The 26,726-nt window shown below is 41.0% G+C and carries 26 protein-coding genes; 9 read left to right on the forward strand and 17 right to left on the reverse strand.

Annotation, left to right across the window (positions count from 1 at the left end; translation table 11 throughout):
* Nucleotides 1-70: 70 nt before the first annotated feature.
* Nucleotides 71-976, forward strand: coding sequence for an IS1634 family transposase (locus RMZ41_RS06985; RefSeq protein WP_409874932.1), 906 nt, complete (start codon nt 71-73; stop codon nt 974-976).
* A gap of 134 nt (nt 977-1,110) precedes the next feature.
* Here the strand turns inward: RMZ41_RS06985 and RMZ41_RS06990 are convergent, their stop codons facing one another.
* From RMZ41_RS06990 to RMZ41_RS07030, 9 genes are all read right to left on the reverse strand, one after another.
* Entirely contained in the window at nt 1,111-3,291 is a 2,181-nt protein-coding gene (locus RMZ41_RS06990) for a CHASE2 domain-containing serine/threonine-protein kinase (RefSeq protein WP_322639970.1), read from the reverse strand.
* 158 nt (nt 3,292-3,449) lie between these two features.
* Entirely contained in the window at nt 3,450-5,480 is a 2,031-nt protein-coding gene (locus RMZ41_RS06995; RefSeq protein WP_322639969.1) for an FHA domain-containing protein, read from the reverse strand.
* Nucleotides 5,477-5,659, reverse strand: a complete 183-nt coding sequence (locus RMZ41_RS07000) for a DUF6760 family protein (RefSeq protein ID WP_322639971.1) — start codon at nt 5,657-5,659, stop codon at nt 5,477-5,479. The genes RMZ41_RS06995 and RMZ41_RS07000 overlap by 4 nt, the downstream gene beginning before the upstream one ends.
* A complete protein-coding gene (locus RMZ41_RS07005; protein ID WP_322639968.1) occupies nt 5,623-6,006 on the reverse strand; it encodes a phage tail assembly protein in 384 nt (127 codons plus the stop codon). Before RMZ41_RS07005 ends, RMZ41_RS07000 begins: the two co-directional genes overlap by 37 nt.
* A 257-nt stretch (nt 6,007-6,263) precedes the next feature.
* On the reverse strand, nt 6,264-6,611 hold the full coding sequence (locus tag RMZ41_RS07010; RefSeq protein WP_322639967.1) for a hypothetical protein: 348 nt from the start codon (nt 6,609-6,611) through the stop codon (nt 6,264-6,266).
* 11 nt (nt 6,612-6,622) lie between these two features.
* On the reverse strand, nt 6,623-7,117 hold the full coding sequence (locus tag RMZ41_RS07015; RefSeq protein WP_322639966.1) for a phage tail protein: 495 nt from the start codon (nt 7,115-7,117) through the stop codon (nt 6,623-6,625).
* A gap of 166 nt (nt 7,118-7,283) precedes the next feature.
* Nucleotides 7,284-7,739, reverse strand: a complete 456-nt coding sequence (locus tag RMZ41_RS07020; RefSeq protein WP_094331970.1) for a phage tail protein — start codon at nt 7,737-7,739, stop codon at nt 7,284-7,286.
* Nucleotides 7,740-7,881: 142 nt separating this feature from the next.
* Nucleotides 7,882-9,546 (reverse strand): phage tail sheath family protein, encoded by a 1,665-nt coding sequence (locus RMZ41_RS07025; RefSeq protein ID WP_322639965.1) that lies wholly within the window; start codon nt 9,544-9,546, stop codon nt 7,882-7,884.
* A gap of 30 nt (nt 9,547-9,576) precedes the next feature.
* A complete protein-coding gene (locus RMZ41_RS07030) occupies nt 9,577-10,416 on the reverse strand; it encodes a Pvc16 family protein (RefSeq protein ID WP_322639964.1) in 840 nt (279 codons plus the stop codon).
* Between the two features lie 621 nt (nt 10,417-11,037).
* Between RMZ41_RS07030 and RMZ41_RS07035 the strand changes: the two genes are divergently transcribed.
* The 6 genes from RMZ41_RS07035 to RMZ41_RS07060 all read left to right on the forward strand — a co-directional run bounded on the left by RMZ41_RS07035 (nt 11,038) and on the right by RMZ41_RS07060 (nt 16,528).
* Entirely contained in the window at nt 11,038-12,156 is a 1,119-nt protein-coding gene (locus RMZ41_RS07035; RefSeq protein WP_322645493.1) for a HAMP domain-containing sensor histidine kinase, read from the forward strand.
* Between the two features lie 64 nt (nt 12,157-12,220).
* Nucleotides 12,221-12,901, forward strand: coding sequence for a response regulator transcription factor (locus tag RMZ41_RS07040; protein ID WP_322645492.1), 681 nt, complete (start codon nt 12,221-12,223; stop codon nt 12,899-12,901).
* A gap of 34 nt (nt 12,902-12,935) precedes the next feature.
* The gene (locus tag RMZ41_RS07045; RefSeq protein WP_322645491.1) at nt 12,936-15,068 is read left to right on the forward strand and encodes a substrate-binding domain-containing protein; all 2,133 of its coding nucleotides are present in this window, start codon (nt 12,936-12,938) and stop codon (nt 15,066-15,068) included.
* On the forward strand, nt 15,046-15,690 hold the full coding sequence (locus RMZ41_RS07050; RefSeq protein ID WP_322645490.1) for an FHA domain-containing protein: 645 nt from the start codon (nt 15,046-15,048) through the stop codon (nt 15,688-15,690). The genes RMZ41_RS07045 and RMZ41_RS07050 overlap by 23 nt, the downstream gene beginning before the upstream one ends.
* A gap of 246 nt (nt 15,691-15,936) precedes the next feature.
* Nucleotides 15,937-16,239 carry a type II toxin-antitoxin system Phd/YefM family antitoxin gene (locus RMZ41_RS07055; RefSeq protein ID WP_322645489.1) on the forward strand — a complete coding sequence of 101 codons (303 nt, stop codon included), beginning with the start codon at nt 15,937-15,939 and terminating at the stop codon, nt 16,237-16,239.
* Nucleotides 16,214-16,528 carry a Txe/YoeB family addiction module toxin gene (locus RMZ41_RS07060; RefSeq protein ID WP_322645488.1) on the forward strand — a complete coding sequence of 105 codons (315 nt, stop codon included), beginning with the start codon at nt 16,214-16,216 and terminating at the stop codon, nt 16,526-16,528. The genes RMZ41_RS07055 and RMZ41_RS07060 overlap by 26 nt, the downstream gene beginning before the upstream one ends.
* 11 nt (nt 16,529-16,539) lie before the next feature.
* Here RMZ41_RS07060 and RMZ41_RS07065 read toward each other — a convergent pair whose 3' ends face one another.
* Complete coding sequence (locus RMZ41_RS07065; RefSeq protein WP_322645487.1) at nt 16,540-17,601, reverse strand: YbjN domain-containing protein; 1,062 nt, start codon at nt 17,599-17,601, stop codon at nt 16,540-16,542.
* A 124-nt stretch (nt 17,602-17,725) separates the two neighbouring features.
* Between RMZ41_RS07065 and RMZ41_RS07070 the strand changes: the two genes are divergently transcribed.
* Nucleotides 17,726-18,340: a Uma2 family endonuclease gene (locus RMZ41_RS07070; protein WP_322645486.1), complete on the forward strand. Its 615-nt coding sequence runs from the start codon at nt 17,726-17,728 to the stop codon at nt 18,338-18,340.
* A gap of 225 nt (nt 18,341-18,565) precedes the next feature.
* Here RMZ41_RS07070 and RMZ41_RS07075 read toward each other — a convergent pair whose 3' ends face one another.
* From RMZ41_RS07075 to RMZ41_RS07085, 3 genes are all read right to left on the reverse strand, one after another.
* The gene (locus tag RMZ41_RS07075; protein ID WP_322645485.1) at nt 18,566-18,799 is read right to left on the reverse strand and encodes a hypothetical protein; all 234 of its coding nucleotides are present in this window, start codon (nt 18,797-18,799) and stop codon (nt 18,566-18,568) included.
* A gap of 263 nt (nt 18,800-19,062) precedes the next feature.
* Complete coding sequence (locus tag RMZ41_RS07080) at nt 19,063-19,461, reverse strand: hypothetical protein (protein WP_322645484.1); 399 nt, start codon at nt 19,459-19,461, stop codon at nt 19,063-19,065.
* 8 nt (nt 19,462-19,469) lie between these two features.
* Nucleotides 19,470-19,811 carry a hypothetical protein gene (locus RMZ41_RS07085; RefSeq protein WP_322645483.1) on the reverse strand — a complete coding sequence of 114 codons (342 nt, stop codon included), beginning with the start codon at nt 19,809-19,811 and terminating at the stop codon, nt 19,470-19,472.
* Between the two features lie 349 nt (nt 19,812-20,160).
* On the opposite strand from RMZ41_RS07085, the gene RMZ41_RS07090 reads away from it, so the two are divergent.
* Nucleotides 20,161-20,355: a hypothetical protein gene (locus RMZ41_RS07090; RefSeq protein ID WP_322645482.1), complete on the forward strand. Its 195-nt coding sequence runs from the start codon at nt 20,161-20,163 to the stop codon at nt 20,353-20,355.
* Nucleotides 20,356-20,412: 57 nt separating this feature from the next.
* On the opposite strand, the gene RMZ41_RS07095 is transcribed toward RMZ41_RS07090, so the two are convergent.
* The 4 genes from RMZ41_RS07095 to RMZ41_RS07110 all read right to left on the reverse strand — a co-directional run bounded on the left by RMZ41_RS07095 (nt 20,413) and on the right by RMZ41_RS07110 (nt 26,722).
* On the reverse strand, nt 20,413-20,547 hold the full coding sequence (locus RMZ41_RS07095) for a hypothetical protein (protein ID WP_322645481.1): 135 nt from the start codon (nt 20,545-20,547) through the stop codon (nt 20,413-20,415).
* A 78-nt stretch (nt 20,548-20,625) separates the two neighbouring features.
* Nucleotides 20,626-21,084, reverse strand: coding sequence for a YbjN domain-containing protein (locus RMZ41_RS07100; protein ID WP_322645480.1), 459 nt, complete (start codon nt 21,082-21,084; stop codon nt 20,626-20,628).
* A gap of 14 nt (nt 21,085-21,098) precedes the next feature.
* Nucleotides 21,099-21,578 carry a hypothetical protein gene (locus RMZ41_RS07105; RefSeq protein ID WP_322645479.1) on the reverse strand — a complete coding sequence of 160 codons (480 nt, stop codon included), beginning with the start codon at nt 21,576-21,578 and terminating at the stop codon, nt 21,099-21,101.
* A 29-nt stretch (nt 21,579-21,607) separates the two neighbouring features.
* Nucleotides 21,608-26,722, reverse strand: coding sequence for a DUF4157 domain-containing protein (locus RMZ41_RS07110; protein WP_409874873.1), 5,115 nt, complete (start codon nt 26,720-26,722; stop codon nt 21,608-21,610).
* Nucleotides 26,723-26,726 lie beyond the last annotated feature (4 nt).

The raw sequence follows: 26,726 nt of genomic DNA on the forward strand, positions 1-26,726 counted from the left end.
CCCACATTCCGCAGGTGCGATCGCAAATGCTGTATTTTTAGAAATAACCTAAATGCTGCATTTTAAAAGCATGACAGCATCACCATTAGATATAAGAGTACAGGATATTGACCACTGTGGGATAGTCGCAGGCATATGTGACGAAATGGAACTAGTAGAGCAAATCAATCGGCTACTAGGAAGCCATCCGCAAGAAATAATTAATGTAGGTCAAGTAGTAAAAGCAATGATTCTCAACGGATTAGGGTTTGTCAGCGCCCCGTTATATCTGTTTGAAAAATTTTTTATTGGCAAAGCTACAGAACACCTACTGGGAGAAGGGATACATCCAGAACACTTAAACGATGACCGTCTAGGTAGAGTGTTGGACAAACTCTACTCCTTTGGGCTAACAGAAGTATTTGTAACGGTGGCACTATCTGCGGCTCGCAAATTTGGTGTAAAAATGGACAGTTTACACCTGGATTCAAGTTCGTTTCATGTCGATGGTGATTACACACTGCAAACTCCAATAGATATTGAAGTCCAAAGAGCCGGTAGGTTCCTCCTAGCAACCAATGTTCTTGATGCTTCTGAGTTAAGTGATGATGATGTGTTAATTGAGTATAAGGCACAGCAATCTACTGAACGCGGTTTTCGCTTTCTCAAAGACCCGCTATTCTTTACTTCCAGTGTCTTCCTCAACTCACCCAAACGGGTTGCTGCATCAGCCATGATTATGGGCTTGTGTTTGCTTGTTTATAGTTTGGGTCAAAGGGCATTGCGTCAAGCACTCGATAGAGCTAAAAAGACTATCGATAATCAGTTGGGTAAACCTACTGCTGCTCCGACTCTACGCTCGGTCTTTCAATGTTTTATGTCGATTCACTTAGTTTCTGTTGCCCAAAGCAAGCAAATTACTAATTTGACTTCCGAAAGACACTGGATTCTCAACTTTTTTGGTGCTCCCTGTCGAAAATATTATCTGCTTTGCTAACTAACCTGCGGAATGTGGGTTCTAAGGGGTCGACTTTGCTTTTGAAAAAATGCTGATACGAAAACTTGCCTAGTAAATATGTACATTTGTGCGCCTCTACTAGGCAAATGTTGGGTAGTGGATTAAACATAGTACTAAAGACTTTCTAAAGTTTTTAACACTTCTGTTGCTGACTGATATCGTTGAGTAAAATCGAAATGTACCATTCTATTTAAAATAATAACTAACTCGTTTGTAGCGTCAGTTAGCTCGCGCCAATGTTGCCAAATCTGTTGATTGCCATCACCTTCACCTTCGATAATTATTTCACCACTATTTACATCTCTGCGAAATTCTCTAGGATCTACTCCAGTCAAACCTTGAATTCCCATAATTCCTAACGCATAAATGTCGCTGTTGAGTTTTGGCAAACCGCTCATTTGCTCAGAAGGTGCATAACCAGGAGTACCAATTGAAATCGTCTGAGCTTCTTGCTGCTGAGGTTGAATCTGCTTAACAGCGCCAAAGTCAATTAAAACAATATGCCGATCTGATTCTCGCCTAATCAAATTACTAGGTTTGATATCTCGATGAATCACACCATAGCTATGAACAAAAACAAGCACGTGTAAAACTTCTTTGAGTATTTCTACAACTTCGGCTTGTTTGAGTCGCTTCCCAGAAGTTAACTCTTTATCCATCGCGTGCCCTCGCACAAATTCTTGTACTAAAGAAAATTGGCGATTTTCTTCAAAAAAAGCTAGCAGTTGGGGAATTTGTGGGTGCTTACCCAAAATTTCTAAAATTTGTGCTTCCGCGTCAAATAATCGTCTGACGACATTTAAATATTCTGCATCTTGGCGAGGGGATAGCAACTGTTTAACCACACATTGTGGATTACCAGGACGCTGAATATCATCAGCTAAATAAGTATTACTAAATCCTCCAGAACCCAAGGCTTGAGTAATTTTGTAGCGGTTATTTAGTAGAGTTCCTTGTGAAATTTCTTGTCTGATGGAATCAGCAATTACAGTTGGTGCTTCGTTTGAGGCATTGCCGCGCTGCCGTAAAAGACCTTGCAATTCTACAATTAATTGTTGGTGTTCTTGAACCCGTTGGATAATTTCTTGTTGCTCTTGTTTCGTTTTATAAGAGCTATAAACAAGAACACTCCCGGCGGTAAATACTAACCCCAAAGCCGGAGGTATCACTGGGAACCATCCAGCTTGAGTAAAAATGACAAAATTGCCTCCAAATAACACTGCAAGGGCTGTTGCTCCTGACAGTCCTAAGCCTAGTGGATGTTGAATCCGCGATACTAGCAACCCACCAACTACAGTCCATGCCCATATCCAAAGGATTTTACCCCACTCAGGTAGAAACCAAAATAGAGGCTGTTTGTTTAGAACAGAACTGAGAATTTGACTAACACTGTGAGCATGAATTTCAATTCCTGCCATTTTGCCAGAATTATCTGATTTCCCAGTAGTAAAAGGCGTGTTAAAAATATCATTTAAACTATTGGCTGTGGAACCAATTAAAACGATACGGTCTTTTACCAAATCTGGTTTAACTTGATTTTCAAGTACTTGTGTAATAGTTATCTGCTGGGCAATCTGATGGCCAGAACGGTAGTTAAGCAGAATTTGGTAGCCATTTGTATCTGCTTTTTGATAACCGCCAGCGTTACTTTGTAGAGGTTTAAATATAGTATTTCGTAGTCGTAGTTCCTTTTGTGGGGTAAATTCTGGTTGGATGCCTCCGACTTCTAAATATTTAAGTGCTAGTTGCAAGCTAAAGGAATAAGTACTTTGACAAGAATCGGATGACTCTGCACTTACAAATAAGAGGTTGCGACGAATTGTAGCATCAGTATCTTCTACAACATCATTAAATCCTACTCGCTCTGGTTCAATTCCCTGTGGAGGCGCTATTCCTGGATTGTTAGAACCCGAATGTTTACAAATAGGAATGATAATATCGCTCTGTTGTAAGCGTTGCAGCAGCTTTTCATGACCAGGTTGTACTGGTAAATCACGAAAAATATCTAGACCAATGGCTCGCGGTTGATATTCTTCAAGTTTGCCCAATAGCCGCTCTAGAAGTTCACCGGATAAAGGCCAATTCCATTTTTGGATATCTTTTTCGCTTAAAGCAACAATCAATAGACGAGAGTCTGGGCCTGGGTCGCCACGTAATTGCATCATTTGGTCGTAGACTTTCATTTCTAGAGGCTCGAAAACCCCAAGTTTTTGAATGCCTACTAGTAAAATTGTAGCGATCGCACTTGAAAGAATAACTGGTTGTCTAAATAACTTTTTTAAGTTTGCAAGCATTTGTCTAGATAAGTTTTATTTTAAAATATACATATTTTTTCTCTTAATTTTCATGATTGAAACTATTCTATGCAATTTGCAACCTTTCTCGAAATATTAATATCCCCGACTTCTTTAAGAAGTCGAGGATCTTGTTGCTCACGAATTATTAAGTAAGGCTATATATCTTTAAGATAATGCACGATCGCCTCTGCTGTTGGCAAATTAGTTGCCAGTAAAACTTGATTAATAGTGCATAACCTTAGTAGTGCTTCTTCATTTGCTTGACCAGGCTGAGGTTGCAGCAAATCTCTCAAGAAAATAACTGCTAAAATCTCTCCTGCTCCAACCAATGAAGCAATTGTTTGATATCCTCCAGAAATGGGTGCAGGAGTTTGTTGACTAATAGTTATCCCAGCTTGTTGCTGTAAGACTTCACCAACAGATGGCCACGTAATTGTGAAGCTCTGTGAGAAAAATTCCTGATGTTGAGAAACAAATTCAGCGAGTTCTGATTTCTTGCTTTCGTGAGCGATGAGTACTATATTTCTTTCAATAATCACTTGCGGAGGCTCACTTACATTTATTTCTTCTGGAGTTTCATCAGATTGAGTCGCTTCTGCTTCAGAAACTTCTTCAATAGTTTCCTCCAATTGAGTTGCTTCTACTTCAGAAATTTCTTCTTTAGTTTGACTGATGTTCTCAGGAGATTGACTTTCTCTTGCTTCCAAAGATTGAATATCAGCTAAATCAGAAGTTTCATTTACTAGGGCAACATCATCAACATCTACACTAGTTTCTTCTGTAGTTGTATTATTCACATCAGTGTATTGATTGCTGAAAACTTCCGCAACGATATTATCAGGCTCCGTCAATGCTTCAGAAACTTCACTTCCTCTTTCATCAACAGCAAAACTAGGTTCTACTTCCTCAACAGCTGTGTTATCTTCTGCCGCCAATGACCTCTCTAAATCTAGCAATTCATCATTGATATCTTGTGTAACTTGGCTTAATGTTTCTGGCGGCTGAATCTCCTCTTCTTTAGGAACTTCGTTGACAAATTCACCAAAATTTGAACTAACGTCTTCTGCAACTGGTGTATCTGAATCTACTACTTCATTTTCATTATGAGTAGTTTCAAGAATGGTACTTTCCTCATTAGAAACTTCGCCGAAAATGTCACGCGGCTGTACGAAGGTGACTTCTGCTTCTAGTGCTGCTTCTAATGCATCCTCATGGGAGGTTGCTTCAGGAATGGCACTCTCTGCAGGAATTTGGTGGAAAATGTCGCGCGGTTGTACAAAGGTGACTTCTGCTTCTAGTGCTGCCTCTAATTCTGCATATTCATCAGACGTAGCTTCGGGGATAGCACTTGTATCACGCCGTTGTACAAAAGTAGATTCTGTGGCTAGCGCTGTTTCAAAGTCTGTAGCATCATCGTGAGTGGGTTCTATAACTATACTTTCTTCAGGAGTTTCAATGGTATTTTCAGGTGCTGCGATCGCATCATCGGCTACAGTAGAAGAAACTTCTAAGGTTTCGACGACTTCTGGAACCTCTACTTCTTCAGCATCCGCACTAACTTCTGGTTCAACTAACGCTTGCAAATCCCCAATTTCATCACTGACATCGTGTGGAACGCTAACTGCTTCTGGTGAATGAATAATGTTTTCAGGGATGACATCATCAGGTTGAGTAGCAACAACTTCTGGGATTTCGCTGACTTGTGGAGAAGGTGTTTCTACTTCGGGACTAATAGGGGCTGCAACTTCGCTAACTACTTCTGGGGTTGGACTAGCAACGTTAGGAGTGCTGACATTTTCAGGCGATCGCGGCCGAGAAAACAGTGAAGGGTCTATAATTCTAAAGACTGTCTCTGGTTGTTCATAAGCAGGAGCAACTGCTTCCAATATCAGAACATAATCTGCAATTCTGATAATATCTCCATCGCTCAAAGAATATGGTCGATCTTTTTCAGCTTGTTTCCCGTTAAATATTGAGCCATTTCTACTGCCAAGGTCAGAGAAATAGTAATTTCCAGCTTTAACAAAAAACTTAGCATGTACCCGACTAATATCAGGACTGTCTAAAACTAAATCAGAATCAGGAGAACGACCTATTAACCATTCTCCCCTCGTTGTAGTTTCTGTGGTAAGGTCAACTTCATTGACTTCACTTAGAGTTGGTGAGTAACTAACTTTTACTTTCATATTAATTTTTGGTTAATTTTATTGATTTCTACCACCCACCTCTGACGGGTAGTATGTTCTAAATTTAAAATATCATCTTGTGACCAGTGAAAATGATAAGCAATAAAAGCTACCTCCTCATATAAAGTATCAGAGGGGTAGCTTACGACTCCCCCGCTAGTTCTAGCTCTACAGAAAATTGAGTATTACAGTGGGGACATTGTGTAGGAATATGTACATTACCTTGCTGATTGATGCGATTATAAAATTCTCGGAGATAGGCAATGTCATGTAAAAGTAGTTCTTCAAGTAAATCAGGACTAACAGAATTGAGACTGCCCAAGCGAGTTATGACCCGTGCAAGCATTACTAATACCCCGTAAGCTGGATTTTCCTGAACTCTGCGCTCTTGTTGCACCAAAATTTCATCTTTGGCGGTGGCTAAACGCATCACCCCATGACGATGTATTCGGTGTTCACTATCACTCAATCCTCTAGGAAGAGTGAAGGCAAATTCTGTGCAGAGAGTATCCTTTTTACGGGGCATAAGTCATTTTAGAATTGGGGATTGGGGATTGGGGATTGGGGATTGGGAATTGGGAATTAGAGAATTGGGGATAAGTTTTCAATACTCGTGAATGAGGCTTTGAACTCCATTAATGAGTCTTTTAGCTCCATTAATGAGGCTTTGAACTCCATTAATGAGTCTTTTAGCTCCATTAATGAGCCTTTGAACTCCATTAATGAGGCTTTGCTCTCTGCTCCCTATGTACAATGCCCAATTCCCCATTCCCCATTCCCAAATCAATTATGAATAAGTGCTTCGGGGGAATTTATTGTATCTTCTGGTGTGGAAGTTTCGCCTTCCAAGCCATTAATTCGTCGATAAAAATCTTGCAGGTAATTTAAATCTTGGGCAAAAAAGTTTTCCACTATTGCAGGAGTCACTTCTGATAAAGCACCCAAGTGGGTAATCACTCGTGACAATATAATAATAGTGGCATAAACGGGATTAGCTTTAACACGCGGGTCACGCAAGGGTGCAATCTCGTCTATCGCCGTTGATAACCGCATTACACCTTTGCGGTGGAGGTTGCCTTCAGAGTCTAGATACCCCTTTGGCAATGTAAATTCAAACTCTGTAGGAAACATACTCCTCCTAATTACTTCACGCGCTTAAATTCCTCAAAAGCAACCTCCACTTCCTCAATTTCGATGTCATGGCTGCGGGCGTTGACATCAGCAATTTTGTAACTTGCAGGCCAAGCACCAGCTAATTCAAATCTAGCTACTTCTTCATTTGCCTGATTATAAATAGACAAAGCAACCAGTCTACGTTGCTCAGACCAATTACCTTTTTCGACTTTTTCAAACCACTTCCAAAAATCCATAGATTTTGTAGTACCTCTACGTAAAGTGAGATTACCACTCTTGGGATTACTAGGAAGCTTAGTTCTTACCACCTGACCTTTTGACTGCCCTTTTTTACCCCAGGTTTGAGAAGTAACTTCAGAAATTTCAATTACCTCTTGTGTTCTTTTGAAGCCTTGACACTCCAAAAAGAAGCAATTGGCATCGTTTTGCCCTTCTAGTGTCAGTTCTAAATAGAACCGATGGGCTGTCAGAACTTCTGGAATTCGGCTTGCGGATTGTACCACTGTAAAATAATTTGTAATTCGTAATTCGTAATGACGCTCTCTGCGAGACGCTAAAAGCGAACGCGGACTCGCTACCGCTACGCTAACGTAATTCGTAATGAAGCTTGCGGACTCGCTACCGCTACGCTATAAGCAAAGCTATGCCGCAGGCTTTACGTAATTACGATTATTTGATTCGTTTGATTCCTTCGTGAACTAATTCAACTGTTTCATTCGCCATATCACCACCAGAGGCTGTTAAGGTAGGCCCAGTGTATTTACAGGGATAACAATTGACAATGTTCCAGCGTGCTTTTTCAGAGCCTTGTTGGTCGTAAGCAACCACTGAACCAGTCTTACGATTCTGTGCCCACTTCCGAGGATCTCCCATATCTTCGTTACAGTCTTGATACCATTTATAAAGGTCAATATCATCCGTGGCGATGACTTTTACTGTGATGTTGGTAAATTTGACAACAGTTGGTGTAGCTTGACGCATTAGTTTAGCGCCCTTAGATGAACCGTGGACTTCTTGTGCTGGAGTGTTTTCAACGCCTAATCCACTAATTTCTTTGATAAATTTATCAGTAATTCCATCAGCCTCAAAGTAAAATTTACAAGAGGTTAAAAATTCGCCTGCCATAGTTTTAGACTCCTTTGTGTGTAATTAATTTGGGAATGGGGAATGCGGAAGAAGCAAGGGAGCAGGGGGCAGGGGGATGAGGGGAGAATTATTCAACAAGTTTCTCTCTTGTCCCCCCTATCTCTTATCGATGCCCAATGCCCTACTCGCTATCTTCAATGCCATTCCATTGGCTGATGCGGAAAACAACAAATTCAGCAGGTCTGACGGGGCAAACACCGACTTCGATGTACAAACGTCCTAAAATTCTGGTTTCTGGTGGGTTCAATTCTTCGTCACACTTGACATAGAATGCTTGTGCTGGAGATGCCCCAAATAATGCACCTTCACGCCAGATGCGCTCTAAGAAGTTACTGACGGTACGGGTTACACGTGCCCATAAATCTTGGTCGTTCGGTTCAAAAACTACCCATTGAGTTCCCAATTCTAGGGATTTTTCAATATAGCTAATTAACCGCCGTACACTGATGTAACGCCACTCTGTTTTATCTGGCTCAACTAAAGTGCGTGCGCCCCAAATGCGGATACCTCGATTTGGGAAGCTGCGAATACAATTTATCCCCAGAGGGTTTAATAGTTCTTGTTCGCGGAAGTTGGTGTCATAGCCCAAACCAATTACGCCTCTAGGAACTTCATTTGCAGGGGCTTTGTAAACTCCTCTGGTTTCGTCGGTGCGGGCCCAAACACCCATCACATGACCACAAGGAGGTACTAAAATTGGATTACCGCGATCGCGTGGATTAGGTACTTTGATCCAAGGATAATAAAGGGCCGCAAACATGGAACGACGGTTAAATCTATTTAACCACTCCACTACTTGTTGAGGTTTGACGGCATCCGGTGGCGCATCAAGTACAACCATACGGTTAGGCGGATTGGGAATATCGCCACTGGCAGAACCCTCACACATACTAATCATCAGTTCGATGATGCCATGAACTTGATCTAAATTCAGTATCTGCTCTTGATAAGCCCGCATCACATCAGGACAGGCCAGCATTGTGATTTCATCAACTTCAAAGATACCGCGTACCCCGGTGCGATCGTCTCGTACCCCTTCTAAATTCTGTGAAAATCTGTCGGGTGGGGCGGCGACAATGGGCGGCGCTAGTTCATATTGACCATTAACCGGACGACGAGCTAAAGGCTGTCCACTTTGAGTTATGTCTTCTACGGTGATATACATCGAATTTCTCAATGCTGTCACCGCATAAGTCGCTGCTTGAGCAGCAGGTTCGCGGTTCATTGTCAAGTTTTCGTATTGCTCTAGAAGTTCATCTCCTCGACGAATTTGGATGGTGAAATATTCACCTGTATTTGGAGGCGCTTCACCTTCAGTACCTTCTGGTAAGGCGCGGGGGGAACCATCAATAATGACGAGATTTACTAATCCGCCTGATGCTTGCTCAGGACGCAAAGTAAAGCGGAGGGCTGGACGATTACCTCTAGAGTTGATTCTGAGGGTAGCCGGTTCTGGAGTTGCGGCAGGTCTGGGTGCGCCTGGTAATTGAGTGCCAATGCTTGTTACCCAACAACGACCGCCACCATTCATAAAGTAGCCGTAGACTGAAAATGGTAAATAGGCGTTGAAGTCGGTGAAGCCATCAGAATTAGGACGAGCAAAATAGTTTAAGTATTGTGTCCAAGTGGTTACTAGCATGGGCTTGTATAACTCAGCCCCGCCACGAACGTCTTCTGTAAAGCCTACAAATCCGGCAACTGCCGTGCTAACACCTTCAATTGGTCGACTACCTCGGTCGATTTCTTCGATATAGACACCAGGAGCAAAGTAATCAAGTCTAGCCATGAAAGTTTCTCCAAGTCAGTAAAAAGCTAATTATTCAGGAGTTAGAAATATTTCTTTGAAAGTATGACTTTGGTTATCTACCAATGCATTGACGTTTTGGGGTAAATAGCCAGGATGATTCAGAGTCAAAACATAATTACCTAAATGAAGGTCTTCAAAAAAGAACAGCCCTTCTTTAGTGGTTAATATGGACTTTTCAGTTCCCCTCACAGCTACTTCTGTCGCTACCAACGGCAGATTTGTCACCGCACTTTTGACAATACCCGCGATCGCAACTCGCCTAGTTAGAACTAAACTGTCACTATCACGAGATAATTGATTTCGCAAATTGAAAATCCGCTCCCAAACCAAAGGTACTGGAGTAGGTTGTGGCTCGACGGGAATTGTAACTGTTAAATATAAGGCTGAACGTAATGGCACATTGAGAGCGCTCCATAAAGAGCCAATCTCAATTGGCGGCTCTAGGGCAACTGTCATGTTCAAATTACCATAGCCCCGTAATTCAGGAACCAAAAACTCCTCTTCCAAAGTGCGATGACGTAACAGCACAGTCAATGCCTCACTGATAAAGTGATGCTCACCTAAAGCTGTTCTATCCCAGGCTGTTAATAGCAGAGAAACATCAAACCAAGCGGGTGCCCAATTTACTGTGGCAGGTTGTAGAGCGCGTGTTAGCTTGCGTTCAACTTGCCTACCAGAATGTTGTACCTGCTTACTCTCACGTATATCAAAAATGTATAAATTGAGAGTCGGCCCTGCTCCCTCTTCCCTTCGATTACCAGGATGGCTAAAGTCAATTTGCTCTGTACTGGTAAGTGAGGTTCCTCCAGCTAGAATATCGGCTAAAGTTTGAAGAACGAAGATAAGCATGAAGGTGTTCTGCTGGTAGCTAATCCAGATGCATCTACAGTATATGTATCAGCCTTCTAAAGGTAATTAGACTTTTGTCGATATTTTTTCAATTGGGCATTGGGCATTGGGCACAAGAAAGAAGCAGAGGGGCAGAGGGGATGGGGGGCAGAGGGGATAAAACTTACTGTAACTTCTCCTCTGCTCCCCTGCTCCTCTGCTCCCCTGCTCCCCTGCTCCCCTGCTCCCCTGCTCCCCTGCTCCCCTGCCCCCCCTGCCTACTTCCCCATTCTCTATAATGCAGGGCTGGAAGATATTAGATTTCCAAAAATCCGAAAAGCAGCAATTTTAGTTTGTAGATTAGTCTGGGGCAGTTATGAATTGGACGCACTACATTTTGTCTTGTGGGGCGGGCGATATGCTTATACTCACAATACTTATCCAGACGTAAGAAATAAAATTACTACGTACCTATAAATACTTAGAAAAAAGGGAAGTGCCTATGAATATAAACTTAATAATTCTTTGTATTAAGCATCCAAGAAGATAACTTAACAAAAAAATAAACATTACTGAGGCTGCATAATTTTATACTGATCAGTAGAAGAATAAAATATTTGGTTGCAAAAAGCGAGTGAAGCTATGACACTAGGCTTTTCTATACAAAAACTAGAGAATGGCTCGAATTATTTGAATTCCTCAGATGTTCAGAGCTTTTGTCAGCTAGAGTCTCAGCAGTTAACTAGTCAATATCCAATTTTTTTCGCCCGGATTGTCTATCATGATTGCTTGCTGAAAAATCATCAGGAAGTTATCAATTATGGTCAAGACCAAGCTCCTTTTTCCCCACAAACTTTAGCTTATTTGCGCTCAGAAGCATGGCTGACAGATTTTCCGCCTGCTTTGACTTTACATGAATTTAAACTTAAGGATTCATCTATTTCTTATCTTTGCCCTATCGCCTATAGAAATCAAAAACCTGAATACATTCAAATCATTACTCATAAACCTCTGTCAGAGAGTTTGCAGTTATACGTAAAACGCTCTGCTATGCTCCTGAGTAGGTATATAAATATTTACTTAGACTATGGAAGACAAAAAACTGAAATTCAACTTTTAGAAGATGTCTTGCATCGGATAGGTCATCAATTGCGTAACTCTCTAGGGCTTATAGGATTGTATGCTCATAACTTATGCTTAGGGTTGGAGGATAATCCTTGGCAAGGACAAGCAACAATAATTAGCGAAAGTATACAAGATTTAGATACTAATTTAAATGAGCTTATTGATTGTGGACAAGGAGCAAAATTAAGAGTAAAACCTCAAGATTTAAGAAGTTTGTTCGTTGAAAGTATCACAAATTTACAACCTCTAATTAATCAGAAAAAAGTTAAAATCTTGATTCCTGATACATCAACGGTACTGAATATGGACAAATTACAAATGAAACAAGTATTTGATAATATCCTCAGTAATGCTGTTCATTTCAGTCCTAACTCAGCAACTATTACCTGTAGCTGGCAAATTTTTCAAGATGAAGTTTTAATTAAAATTTCAGATCAAGGCCCAGGATTATCTCAAGAAGATTTACAAAAAGTATTTACCCCATTTTATTCTCGGCGAAAAGGAGGCACTGGTCTAGGCTTAACTATTGCTAAAAAAATTATTTTGGATCATCAAGGCAGTATTTGGGCACAAGCTCTATCAGAAACTGGAGCGCAATTTTCTGTAATTTTGCCTCGAACAAGGAGGGGGAATTAATTCGTAATGGGCTACGCCCCGCTACGCTAACGTAATTCGTAATTTTTAATTTGTAATTAGAAAGATGGCTAATGATGATAAGAAACTTTCAGTTTTATTGGTAGATGATGAAGAACGATTCCGCCAAGGATTACGTACTCTTCTCAGTTTCTATAGTATTAATTCTGCGTTACCTGTAGAAGTTATGGGTGATGCAGATTCTGTAGAGCAGGTTTTAAAGTTTACCGCACAGAAGTGTCCAGATTTAATTTTGCTGGATATGCAATTGAAGGGAGGCGATGGAATTACAGTTCTGGCACGGCTTAAGGAAACTGGTTATACTGGCAAGGTTTTAGTGTTGTCAGCCCATCAAGAAGATGACTGGATTTTTAGAGCAATGCAGGCGGGAGCCGCAGGTTATGTGTTTAAAAATCGTGTGGCAACACAATTATGTGAGGCAATTGAGACTGTTACAAGATCAGAAATTTATCTGCCTTCAGAAGTTGCTAGTCGATTTTTCCGGTTTTTTCAGGCTTATTCAGACTCTTGCCTGAAAGCATGTCATGAGGTGCATTTAACCGAAAGAGAGCAAGAAGTTTTATACTGGTTAACTCAAGGTGCTTCTAATGAAGAAATCGCCAAACATTTATATGTAACAGTGGCTACTGTTAAGGCGCATCTCACCAGTATTTTTGAAAAATTGAAGGTTACTAGTCGGACTCAAGCTATTGTGGCTGCCCTCAAGTTAGGATTAGTTCACGCTTGATAACTCTTTAAATTTTGAATTTTTAATTGGTTATATGCCTTCATTTGAATCTTTTTATCCAGAATACCCCTGTTCGTATAATTCTCCCTTAAGTTGCGATCGCCCTTTCCAAACGGCGCAGCAAATCAAGGGGGCTAAGTTTTGCCTGGAATGTGGTTTTCCGGCAACTTTACCACAGGACGCTGAGATTAAAGGAAGTCAGGGAACTTATAAAATAGGTAGTTTTATCGGTGTGCGGGGTTTAGGCCGCTTATACTCAGGTATCCAACTCAAGGACAAACAACCTGTCATCATTAAAGAATACCTGCTACCTAATCGTTCTTTCAATGAAAGCGAGACTCTAAAGCGCAAAGAGACTTTCAAACGGGTAGGTGGGATAAGTTTAGCCGATAGTCGAATTCAAAACTTCCGTCTTGTGGAAACTAAAGAAGCGATCGCAGATGAAAAAGGAGAGCGCTGTTATCTGATCACTCAAGGCATAGAGTCATCTCAAACTTTAGGGAAATATCTCATAGAGAAGGGTGCAATGACATCTCCTGATGTACGTGAAGTACTAAATCAAGGTTTGCAAACTCTCCAGTTTCTCCACACCCAAAAGCTGCGTTTTCCTTCAAATCAAACACAACTAGGTATAACTCACGGCAATATTAATTTAGATAGTACTTTAATTAAAATAGAAAATAATCAAAATTTCTCTATATACTTTTGCGATTTAGCTACCTGGGAAAACTTATTTATTCCACCTATTATTCCTCAACCTGCGCCCGCCAGACCTGACCAAGATTTAGAATCATTAGGATTGCTAGCCTTTTATTTATGGGTAGGACGGACAACTAATTTTTCATCTAATCAGCCTCTTGATCCTAGAGATAATCAACAATGGCCAGATACAGATAGCCATTTAAAGCAATTTATTTATCGCCTAATGGGGCTAGAAACCCCCTTCGAAAATGCTGAAATGGCTCGTCAAGCATTGCTGCAACTTCCCAAAGAGGATGATGGCAAAAGTTCAGTGCGTTCTACAGCTTCTCAAGTAATAGAAAAGCGCTTACCACTGCCTTTAATCCTAATAGGAATTCTGGCTTTATTACTAATCGGTGGAGGAATTTTATATTGGGTTTTTGGCAAGAAAACAGATGATCATAATCAATATATACTATGGTCTAAACTTGTGCGGAATTTCTCAGAAGTCTCTAACGTTCCTTCTGGAGAATTTACTTATACAGGAGAAAAAGATAGTACATGGAGTTATGTTTTAACGCAACCAGTAGACAATAGTCGCTTAGGAGAGTTATTGACTAGACCAAAGTTAGATGCAACAGCAACATTTAACTATAAATCTGTTTTGTCATTAAATGTAAATAATCCGAGTAAAAGTATCGAAGAAGTCCAAACAAACAAGAAAGACTTTGCAATTACTAGTTTGGAAGACAACATTACAGATAAACTTGTTAAAAAACCAGTTGCTTATGATGGATTAATTGTTTTTGTAGCGTTTAATAAGAGAGACTCAAATCTTGCTAATGCTCTTGGGGGGCAAATAAATCTTGAGCAATTGCGTCAAATTTACACAGGTAAAATCACCAATTGGCAGCAAATTAGTCCCAAACTTCCAAATCTGCCTGTGAAACCTTTTGCCCCCACTGAACCGGAAGCAATCAGTAAATTTCAAGAAATAGTTCTCAAAAATGTCCCTCAAGACGAAGCTTTATTTGCAGCAAATGTTACTAAACTTGATACAACAAAAACCCAAAACTTAATACGTAGTGAGACTTTAGAAGGGCGAAGCACTGGTATTATCAGCTTTGGCATTATCAGCAAAACTTCGAGTCAGTGTACTGGCTATCCATTAGCGATCGCAGATGGCAAAAAGTCTGCAATTCAACCTCTGTTTCAACGACGCGATCGCCGCTCAATTAATCCCTCAGATGATTTGTGTCAACATGATGATTATTATGTTGATGTCACAACTTTCCAAAGCTACCCGTTAGGATACCCTGTTTTTGTAGTGTACCCTAAAGACACCAGTCGCCTGCCTGGTGGTTCTACATTTGCCCAGATGCTAACCACTCGTCAGGGTCAGTGTTTACTTAGTAAAGTCGGTCTCGTAGCTTTACAACCTATGCCTGATGATATAAATTCCTATGCCTGCAAATCGGTGCCCTAATCCTAGTTGCGAATATTTTAACCGCGCCCTGCCTAACAATGCTAAGGTTTGTCCCTGGTGTTCCACTCCTGTGGGTAATGTAGTTTCCCCGACACCACAACCGCCTAGCCAACCACCGCCTATTCAACAACAACCCAGTCAGCCACCACCTGTTCAGTATCAACGACCGCCTACGGAGCAACCTAACTATCAACCTCCCCAACAAGCTCCTGTTGATTATTCAACAGTTTATCAGCCGCGGGTTGCTTATCAACCAACACCACCTGCTTATGTCCCTCCGCCTCAAAGAGCGCCAGCCTTAAAGCTGATTCATACCACCGGCAGAGAATTTCACCTCGTTGGGGAAGGAGGTTATATTGGTCGTCGCAGTCAAAGTCCTGGAATAGCGCCGCCAGAAATTGACTTGACCGGCATTCCCAGCGAGGGAATAGTCTCTCGTCGTCATGCGCGAGTCGATTGGGATTGGTCGCAAAATGCATACATGATTGTTGATATGAGTACAAATGGTATTTATTTAAACAACAATCCTCTAACTCCGGGTATGCAATATCGCCTGCTTAATGGTGATATACTGCGGTTTGGTCAGGACAATTTAGTTAATTTTACTGTGTATGTTGTGTAGCTAAAAGCTATCAAATTCCCTGGGGTAGTTGATCGATCAACTACCCTTGAATTTTGGCTAGCGATCGCTGCAAGATGATTAGACCTCTTGCAAAAGTAACTTTTGCAAGAGGGGGAAAAGGGAAAAGGTTAAAGGGAAAAGGGTTTTTATTAGCCCTTTCCCCTTTACCCCTTACCCTTTTCCCCACTTCTGCAAGAAGTCTATTGATATCCTATAATATATGTACAGATTTATGTACATCAACTAATGTTGCCTTACAAAATCACATCTCCAACCGATGCAAGAAATGACTTTTTTAAGTTGTTAGAACTTGTAGTAGAAAATCATCAGGTGTACATGATCAATCGTCGTGATGGTGAAAATGTAGCCTTGATTGCTGAGTCAGATTTGGTAAGTTTGCTGGAGACAGTTTATCTTTTGCGATCGCCTGCTAATGCGCGTCGTTTACTGGATGCAATAGAGGAGTCAAAAACAGGTAAAATCCAATCTCAAACGCTAGCAGAACTTCAGCAGGAGTTGGGGATTGAGCAAGAAGAAAAAGAAAGCTGAACCCATTGAAATTAAACCAGTTATTGTTAATCGCAGTCCTGGTTTTAGTTCTCAATTTAAAGAAGATTTAGCTTGGTGGTTTAAGCAGGATTTTCAGAAAGCATCGAAAATATTAGATTTGGTTACGGCTGTAATGCAAGACCCATTTGAGGGTATTGGTAAACCAGAACCATTAAAATACATGGATGCAGATATTTGGTCGCGGCGAATTGATTTAGAACATCGGCTTGTATATCGGGTGGGAAACACTCAGATTGATTTTCTCGCTTGTCGGTATCACTATGAATAATGGCTAATTAACTAACCTTCAATTTTAGCGATCGCTTCTTGTGCCGAGAGATTACCATAGATGACAGCCAAAATCCCTGGTAAGTATTCATCCATCATTGTGACGTTGGCGTAAACCAATCGTTGAATCAGTGCAAAACTGAGGCGATCGCCTTCTACATCTATACTAGTTTTATAGCTAATTTCCCCATCATCAAAATCTAGCTCAAAGTTGCCGATCATCATACCTGAATTAGCTCTAGTTATGAACTCTGCTACAGCCAGCCGCTTATTTTCTGGTGCATTGACTGGACAAATTGAGTAAAAAACGAATTGATTTTGTTCATTTCTAGCTCTAGCATAACAATTCCATTTGCCATTTTCGCCTTGAAACGGTATTTGTAAAGCTGGCTGTCTTGAAAGTTGGACAAACGGCCAATTATCAGCTTGGAAAAAATTGATTATTTCTTCAAAGATACTACCATCTGTAGGAGATAATGGAAAATCTGCCTCTATTTTTTGTGTAATATTATCTGGGTTAATATCAGCTAGTTCTGTCAAAATTTTCTCGATTCCTTCTAGCATTTTGGTAGCATATTTTTGAGTTTTGACAGATAGATTCGCCTCAGTCCAATCTTTAAAAAAGTTAACGATACCTTCAGTAATTCCTTCTTTAGAAGTGCTTATTTGAGCCAGATTTTCTGGACTAATATAAGACCAAAGAGTACGATAGCCGATTTCGCCTGATTCTTGTTGCTGTTTAACAAATAAACCCAACCAACTTTCGGTGAAAAGGATTTGGTTATTGGGTTGTTCTTGGCTTAAATTCAGGATATATTTTGCAGTTTCATCAATGTTAATGGCGTGTTCTGCTAGTAGTGGTAATAAATCGGGTTTCAGACTGGTTTCGATAGTAATGTCTGGTTCGCTGAGGAATTTTCCAGATGATAGAGGGTTACGCGCATCTGGTTCGAGATTGAATAAGGCGGCGGTGTCGATGCGTTGGTAGAGTTGTGGGTTGACACAGAAGATGAGGCGACACTCAATGAGTTCGTTGTTTTGTTTAGTGAGAGTGAGTGCGATCGCCCTACACATTATGCCACTGTCAAGTCAGTATGAGGCGATCGCTTTTGGGTTTTGCGCTGATTGCATCATTTTCAGTTGCAGCACAATCCACGGGCAGCGATGGTAAAGTCAAATATATGTGGAGGTGGTAACTATGACTCAAACTCTACCCAAGTTAGTAACCTTTGAACAATTTATCGAATGGTACCCCTCAAACGGGGTGCGATACGAACTACATAAAGGAGTCGTTGTAGAAATGCCACCCCCAACTGGTGAACACGAAAATGTTGTTGGATTTTTGGCGGCACAGATAACCTTCCAGTTCTTGCAAATGGGACTTCCGTTTCGCATCCCCAAAACTGCCTTTGTCAAAATTCAGAGCAATAACTCAACCTATTCTCCCGACATTTTGCTATTAAATCATGACAATCTCGTGAATGAACCTCTGTGGAGCAAGCAATCGACTGTTATTCAAGCTGCATCTATCCCACTAGCTGTTGAAGTGGTTAGCACCAACTGGCGAGACGATTACTATGACAAGTTCAGGGATTATGAAGAAATGGGGATTCCTGAGTATTGGATCGTAGACTATGCTGCGATCGGTGGCAAAAGATTTACTGCTAATCCTAAACAACAAACCATTACAATTTGCGAATTAGTTGACGGAGATTATCAAATGACTGTATTTAGGGGAAATAATTTTATTACATCACCTTTATTTCCCCAACTAAACTTGACAGCACAACAAATTTTTGATTCTGCTTTGTAAGTTTTGGTTTGAACATTTATACTCGCATTACTAAGGTGCGAAACTAGGAAGTTACCACTGGATGATTCTGATTATTCGAGCGCGATCGCACTTCCCGAAAGCTTGCTATTGCCCTAAACTACATCCAAGCGCATCAGCCGTTAATACTTGGTGGCGATCGTACGAACTATTAGGGGGGTTTGGGAGGAGTCGTGTAGGGTTAGTTCGGTGTTTATTTGATAAGTTTCAGTTACCATATCCTACAAATTTATGCTTGATTTTTAACCACACATCGCGGTCTATTTCATCAGCTACGGTGGTGGCTTCCTCTTCTGTTAGATTACTGCGCGATCTTATTGTCTCTAACTCCAGATATTCTAAAAATTTAGTCAGGCTTTCAACATCAAGAATATTCCTATTGAATTTGATGATAATGTCTTGGTTATCAAGTGTAATATTATACGATGAATTTTCCGGCATGATATTCTCCTAGCTAGCGATCGCACTTTTGAGAAGTACTGGAATTATTATGGCAGACTTCGTTGGTGAGTATTGCTCACCTGAGTTAGGGGAATGTGTTTCGCTAATAAATCGGGTTTCAGTGCGATCGCTCTACACATTATCCCACTGCCAAGTCACTATGAGGCGATGCTCCAAAGGAGCCGACGTAGGCAACGCATTTAGGTTTTGCAATGATTGCAGTATTATCAGTTAGATTTAGATTGGCGCGATCGCACTAAATCTCAGCGCTCGCCGATATATTCGATAATTAATAAACGTAGATAATTCAGGGTTTCAATATAGCGTTTTATCTGTGGATAATCAGATTCTGTGGAGAAGTACCACTGAGCAAAATAGGGAATTTCAAATATTTTTAATTTTCGTAAATTTTCAACAACTTCTTGGTTATTTTCTAAACTATCATTAGCGACAACTTGAAAGGCGTATCCTCGAATATCACTAGTAAAAACTTCGATGACACCTAAGACAGTAAAATCTTGTGACTCCTCCCATAAAGCTATTTGATGTCTTTCTTTTTTAGTTTTCTGATAATCACTCAGCAATTGGTTTAATATTTGCTCAATATATTCTTTAGTCTTTTTGGCGTTGTCGGCTTTATTTTTTAAGTCTAAGTTCTGCATAGTTATCCTTAATTTTCTCCGTAAGATATAATTTTCTCATTTCCTTCTATGATAAATTCAGTGCCTTTATTCCATCTAAATGCCCCATTAGGTAAGAGCTTCTTTCGCGCACCTTTTTTATTAAAATTACTAGCTTTTCTTAAATATTTTAAATAATTACCTCTAAAACCGTGTCTGTTAGCATGATCTACAATGCTATTGGCTAAGGTTGTATAGGTTGCTTTATCCCACGTTTCCATGAGAGTTTTGATTTCTGCTACTTCTTTATCTGTGTATCCTTCAAACAATATTTGGTCATAGGGATCTGCTTTTTCAATTTGATTGCGATCGTCAGGGTTGTTAGGATTCATTCAAAGATAGATACAGTGATTTTTATGGTAAGAGTTGTCCTATCTTTGTCGTATTTAGTTAACTCAGTGGTAATTATAGTTGATTTTTTGGGTTCGGAAACGTTATTGGTTGGATTTTATTAACCTAACCTACAAGATTGGCGATCGCACTGCTGATTACTCGATTTGGGCGATCGCGCGAACGCTTACGGGGGTTTGGGAGGAGTCGTGTAGGGTTAAGTCGGTGTTAAATTGATGAGTTTCAGTGTGATCTGCCATACAAATATGTGATTAAAATTGCAACGATGAATTTTCCGGCATGATATTCTCCTAGCTAGCGATCGCACTTTTGAGAAGTACCGAAATCATTATGGCAGACTTAGTTGGTGAGTATTGCTTACCTGAGTTAGGGGAATGTGTTTCGCTAATAAATTGGGTTTTGGCGCGATCGCCCTACACATTATGCCACTGCCAAGTCAGTATGAGGCGATCGCTTTTGGGTTTTGCGCTGATTGCACCATTATCAATTAGATTGGTGGCAAGGGCGATCGCGCTTCTGGTTTGAAATTAAATAATGCTTCGGTGTCGATGCGTTGGTAAAGTTGTGGTGTTAACTCAAAGGTTAAGCGACAGGCGATGAGTTCGTTGTCTTGTTTGGTGGGGTGAGAGTAATGGCGCGAAGGGTTAAGGGAGATTGGGAGGAGTCGTGTAGGGTTAACTCGGTGTTTATTTGATGAGTTTCAATATGAGTTGTCATGTAGAATTATTTCTGACCTGATAGATTTTAAATTTCTGGTGGAAGCATTAATTTTGTTTGATTCACTATTGGTTAAAATCATGGCTCGACTAATTCCAAGGCTTCTTTAGGAGAAATTTCTCTATTGATTAGAGCTTTAATAGCCGGGAAATATTTATCAACAGTAAAGGCACAAGGACTAATTGTATTCAAAGCCATATATTCAGTAAATTTATCACCAAGGAAATGTATTCCATTCCTAAATGTGATTTCCCCGTTACTGTAGTCCATTTCAAAATTTCCGTAAGACAAATTCCTATTTATCTTATTCAAGAGTAAGGCCATTTTTTCAATTTTATCCTTGGGAGCTTTAACCGGGATATAGCTATAACTAATCAACAAGTCTTTATCCAAATTCATCACATTCAAATACACTTTATATGTACCGTTTTCCCCTTCACAAGATGTGACATATAGTCCCTGTTTTTTATCCGGAAACAATTGCCAACCTCGATTGTTAAGCATTTCGATAATCTCACATTCTGAATCAATTCTCATGATAATTGCTCCCTTTAAGATGAAGATATTGCTGCTTCGTAAGATTCCTGAACATTGAGATTTTTTTCGATGATTAGGGGAATTCCTGGCAAATAACGCTCCATTGCTTTAATACAGTTATGGATAAGGTTATTAATCAATTGTCCAGTTAATTCGATATTAAAAAACATTAAACTTGTTCTAAAACAAACCTCATGAGTCGATTCTTCCAATTCTAAATTTCCAAACGGCACACCATAGTTAGCGTAGTTAATATATTCCAAAACAAATGGAAGTTTTTCTTCGGGAATAGGATAGGGGTAAACTCCCTGAAAACTGACGAAGTAATTTTCCGGTACGAATTTTCCGTAGATGGGAAACCTATCGGTCTTACCCTGGTGAATGATTAAATAAAGACCCTCTTCAAGTGAGACTGGCTTCCAGCCACCACGGATTAAACAATCTTCAAAGAATTTTTGGCTATAGACTAGCTGACTTTCATGATTGTTGATCATTTGCCTGCCTTGTGTAAGAGAGATTGCATCTATTCAAGTTGTAAGTGGTTACTAATTAATGTTTTAAATGTCTCAATTAACTGGGCATCCTGTATATTCTCATGATTTGCAAATGCTTGATGCAATTGCCCCATTAGCTGGCTATTCTCTTTGACAGCTGCTAAATCTCTATCTGTGACGATTTTTGGACGATCTTCATGTCCTATTCTTTCATCAGTTACTAAGTTAGAGGTAGCCAAAGTTAATCCTTTCATTTGCTTGAATGCTTCCTTTTCCTCCTTACTAGCACCTTTGGGCGATTTCGCTTCAAGAAGCGATTTTACTTGTGGATAATTTGTCTCTAATTCTTTCAACTTTGTCGTTGCACGTGCTTTAGCATCTGTAGCTCCACCCGTAGGATCACTGTGTTGTTGTGTCATCGACAACTTATTGAAGATATTTGTATCTGTCCCTAGCTCAGAATTACTCAGCACCAAAAGGTTGGTTATGTGTGCGACAGAATACCGACTTGGTTCAGCAAGCATCGCGGCGATAAACAAGGTGGATTCTTCATCGTTAGTAATGCTATTTGGAAATTCTTTCAATTTCGTTTTAGCAGAATCTAACTCCAGTTTTTTATATGGATATTTTGTACCAACCTTGTTTGTTGAGCCAATCTTAAATCCTTCTGATTGTTTGGGAATTCCGTTAATCTTCGGGAGCGCTTTGTATTGTTTGGGAGATTTGTTTAATTCATTGATGTCATAATATTCGTAGTTTTCTCCTACTTCATTAGCAGGGGCGATATAATAGTTGATTGCTTGTTCAACAAAGAACTTGCCATTTCCTACTCCAAATACATTGTTGGGATAGTATTTTGCCATTGAAGCAGTTGAATAAGCAATTTGAGCTTTTGCCAATTGTTGATGGATGTTGTTAGACAGCGATCGTACTTCTTTTTGTTTCTCGCTTTGCAGTTTGCTAATCACCTCTTTATCTTGGTCAATAGCCTTTGTTGAGTCTACATCTGCTGCTGACGAGCTTGGTCGCTGTGAGCGAATGTCAGCTTCTTCACCTTTTGCTGGCGAGCTTGGTCTTTGTGAGCGAATGTTACCTTCTTGATTCTTATATAGATCGGTGGTGATATATTCACTCTTTGTATATGCTTTGTAGTGTTTGGCGCCCAATTGCTTTAACGCTTCGTAGACTAGTTTATCGAAGCGCTCATCATTAATCTTATGTTCAACCTGGTCTGATTTGCCGTCAGGATTAATTTTTCCTTCAAAGTGGATAATATCTCCATTCGTTGTATGTTTATCAATAATCAGCTTGAGGTATTGCATCCGGTAGTTATTCTTGATGATTTGGATACGGTTTTTCACTTCTTTTAAGGACAATTCATCATTATCCCCAATCTTTTCTGCTTCCTTCAGCGCCGTATGTAAATCGGCTGATTTCTGTTCTTGCGTCCTTGGATCTGTCCCGCGTAAAGTGGCTCCCTTTTTCTCTTCGACCCAATTGTGAGCGGCTTCCTTCTTATCCTCAACCCACTGCTTACCGGCTTTATATTTCTCCTTCGCCGAATCTTTCAGTTCTCCAGCCTTCTTACCAAACTTGCTATTCTTAACCTTATTACCAACTTTCTTAAACGCCTTCGCACCTTTATCAATTACCCAATCAACTGCTTTTTCCATCGGTTTCCGCAGCTTCTGGAATATTGCCTGAATCTTGCCGGCAATTCCATCTAAGCCCAAAAGACTTGCTAAGAAACTGATGACGACTGGTAAAGATTTCGCTAGGGCATTTTCAACACCCTTGATTGCTTGATCGATCGCACCACTAGCGATCGCACCAATGGCATCCAGTATCGCATTAATTAAATCGGCAATCTGCTGGGCGCGTTCAATAAAGAATTTGACAATCTCATAAATCGCCTTAGCAGCTTTGATAAATGCTGAAGCCGGAGTCAACAGGCTCAGAACCCACTCAATCCCGGCTGTAATCACTTTTTCAATGATAAAGTTCTTGATGGGTTCAATCACCAAGGCGTTGAGGTCGCCCATCTTCTCTTGGACAAACTGCCAAATCCCAGCTACTCCCTCACTGGCTAAAACTTGAAATACATCAACAGTTTGTTCCAACCAGCTGACCTTTTCTTCACCCAATCGTTTCACCGCTTGGGCGCGAATTGCTTCATAGGTGAAGCCTAAAAGCTGCATGGCTAGGCTAAAGATTCCTTTGATATCTAAGTTTTCTGGCATTTGAATCCCAGCTTCTGCCATTGTGCCAGTCAGCCAGCCAATTAATCCTTGCTGGAGGTGCTTCCCGATATTATTCATGAAGTTGAGGAAGCCTTGCTTCACCGCCTGGATCAAATTAGTCAAGAAACCAATCGGGTCTTTGAGGATTTGCCCAACTACGCCAGCAACTCGCGCTAGCACTTGCAAGAGCATTTTGGTTAGCTCAATAATCGTCTTGATGACTCCTACCACAAAGTCGAAAGCCTTCTGCACCAATCCCTTATTTGCTGCCTTCATTTCTTCAATGCGGGCATCAACAGCATCCAGGTTTTCTTTGTACTTCTGCGCTAGGGTGTCAATTAGCTGATCTTGCTTATCGTCAACACTTTGTTGCAATTCTTCAAACTTGCTCTCAATGTCTGCGGCGGCTTGTTGACCAACTCCTTTTAGGTCTTGTGGCAGTTTGTTGACATAGTTTTGAATCTCCTGCTTACCACTGGCAATTTCTGCTTTGGCTTGGGTTAATCCTTTGCTGATAATGGCGACAACTTTGTTAATTACACCATCCATCTGATTGATGTAAAGCTTCCGACCATCTTCATAGAAAGCGTTCACCTCTGAGGGCATACCGAACAATTTGTCTTTGAGCCATTTTGCTGGCCCCCAAAAGCCACTGTAGCGATCGCTCTTATAATCGTCCATCCGCTTGCCAACGTAATCCTCGAAGGCTTTCTTCGCTTCAGCAGCACCAGTATCAAAGGCTTGGATAACTTGTCCGTCTAGTTCACTAAGGGTTTTCTCAACTTTGGCTTTGGTATTGTCATAAATTTTATTAATATCACCAGCAACTTTTGCCCGTGCTTGCTCATCCTTGCCCTTGGCTCCCACTTGGTGTTCTGTTACCTGACCCAGATTTTGAGTCCGTATACCATGCATTGCTTGCAGATGCTTTTGGGCTGTAGTTTCCGCCGTAGCTTGAGCGGTTGCGAGGATACCTTGCTCTTGCTGGCGATATTTGGGCGGCGCTTCTTGTGCATTGGTTTGGGCATCTTTCTTGGCTGCAAGCGCCCCTTGAAACTCCGGCTCATTGGAGTTTGCCAATTGCTCCTCGGTAATATCCGCCTCTTTCATCTGCTGGTCAAGTTTTTTACTGTCATCTTGCAATGGGGCCTCGACTTCACCCTGTCCTTTAGATTTAGGTGCTGCTTTGTCTGCACCGATATCTGATGGCGGTTGTCCAGGGTTAGTCTGTGGCAGTGGCGTTACTTTTTTTGCTTCAATGCCACTAGTGTCAGGTTTTTCTTTGGTTTTCTCTTCTAGCGGTTCTTGAGAGTTTTTCTGCTCCTCTTTAACTTGGCCACTCAAATCGCTCTTAACTGAGTCAAGTTTATTATTATTTTTAAAATTGTCCGCCTCTTCCAAGTTCTTGGGAGCCATATCAGCAATGCGCTGCATCAGTTTGGCTTTGAAAGCGGCAGCATCAAATTGTGGGGTTTCAGCCTGCCCCATTTCGCCAACTTGATTAGCTTGCGCCTTGCTGTCTACTTCATTTGCAGGGGCTTGAGCAGCAGCTTGAGCTTCCTGGGCTTTACTATTAGCTGGTTCGTGTTTCTTCTGCTTTCCTGCAACTTCTTTAGTTGTGCCGACTACTGCTTGGAATGCTGGGTCATTTTCAGCAGAGGCGGGAGCTTTTTCACCGGATGCTTCTGTTCCAGGCTTACCTGCAACTGCGACTTTTTCTGCCTGATTCTGCCCTTGTTCGGGATTAACCTGATTAACTGCTGGCTTTGACTGTCCTTGGTTATCTGCCTGAGTTTCTTTCTGAGCCTTATTTTTGTTCGGATTTGCTGATGAATTCCCAAAAGCGTCTGCTGGAGGTGAATTTGTTCCTGCGCCAGCCCCATTTGCTGGTGGTAAAGCTACTGCCATTTTATCTGCGATCGCTTGACGTTGCCCTTGTCCTTGTTCAGAATTAGCCTTATTAGCCGTTTGCTCTGGCTCTCCCTGCTTATCTGGCTCGGTTTGTGACGGAGGATTATCTCTACGCTGGATTACTGGTTGATACCCAGAAGGAGAGTTAAGCAAGGCTTTGGCTTGGATCTTATTTTTTTTTATCTCCTGGTCAGGAAGCAATTTACGCCCAAGGGCATTACCATTTTGTTGGACAACGTGAGTTAACTCATGGGCTAGTAATTCCTTCCCCCCGTGACTCTCAGGAGCATATTCTCCTTGACGGAAGAAGATATCTTGCCCAGTGGTGAAAGCCCGCGCTTGGATAGATTGGTTAAGTTGGTCAGATTGGCTATCTGTGTGTATTTTGACACCACTAAAGTTAGTACCAAACGCCTGCTCCATTGGTTGCCGGACATCATCAGCGAGTGGCTGTCCGCTTCCTCGTTCCTGTTGGATTGAGGTTTCCAAGTCGGAGGTTGCTGCCATTCCACCACTCTTACGTTGCACCACAGGAGTAATGGAACCCGCCACAGATTTCATTTGTAATTCGTCCTCATCCTCTGGCAAAGCTTCCCGTTGGATAGACTGCCTTTGCATCACCTGTTGCGCTACTCTATCAGCCTCCTGCTCATAAACGTCTCCAGGCTGATTAACTGTGAGTTTTCTTTGTAGACGCAGTGACATTCGACTAATGTCGTGGGTAACAGGTTTGTTTAAGAATTGTGTCCCAACAGCTTGAGGCTTCATTTGTAATTCTTCATCTTCCTCTGGCAATTCTTCCCGTTGTAGTGAGGGAATATTGGCATCGGAAAGGGATTTCATTTGTAATTCTTCATCTTCCTCTGGCAATTCTTCCCGTTGTAGTGAGGGAATATTGGCATCGGAAAGGGATTTCATTTGTAATTCTTCATCTTCCTCTGGCAATTCTTCCCGTTGTAGTGAGGGAATATTGGCATCAGAAAGGGATTTCATTTGT

Source organism: Nostoc sp. DedVER02 (genome assembly GCF_034530675.2).
GTDB lineage: Bacteria > Cyanobacteriota > Cyanobacteriia > Cyanobacteriales > Nostocaceae > Nostoc.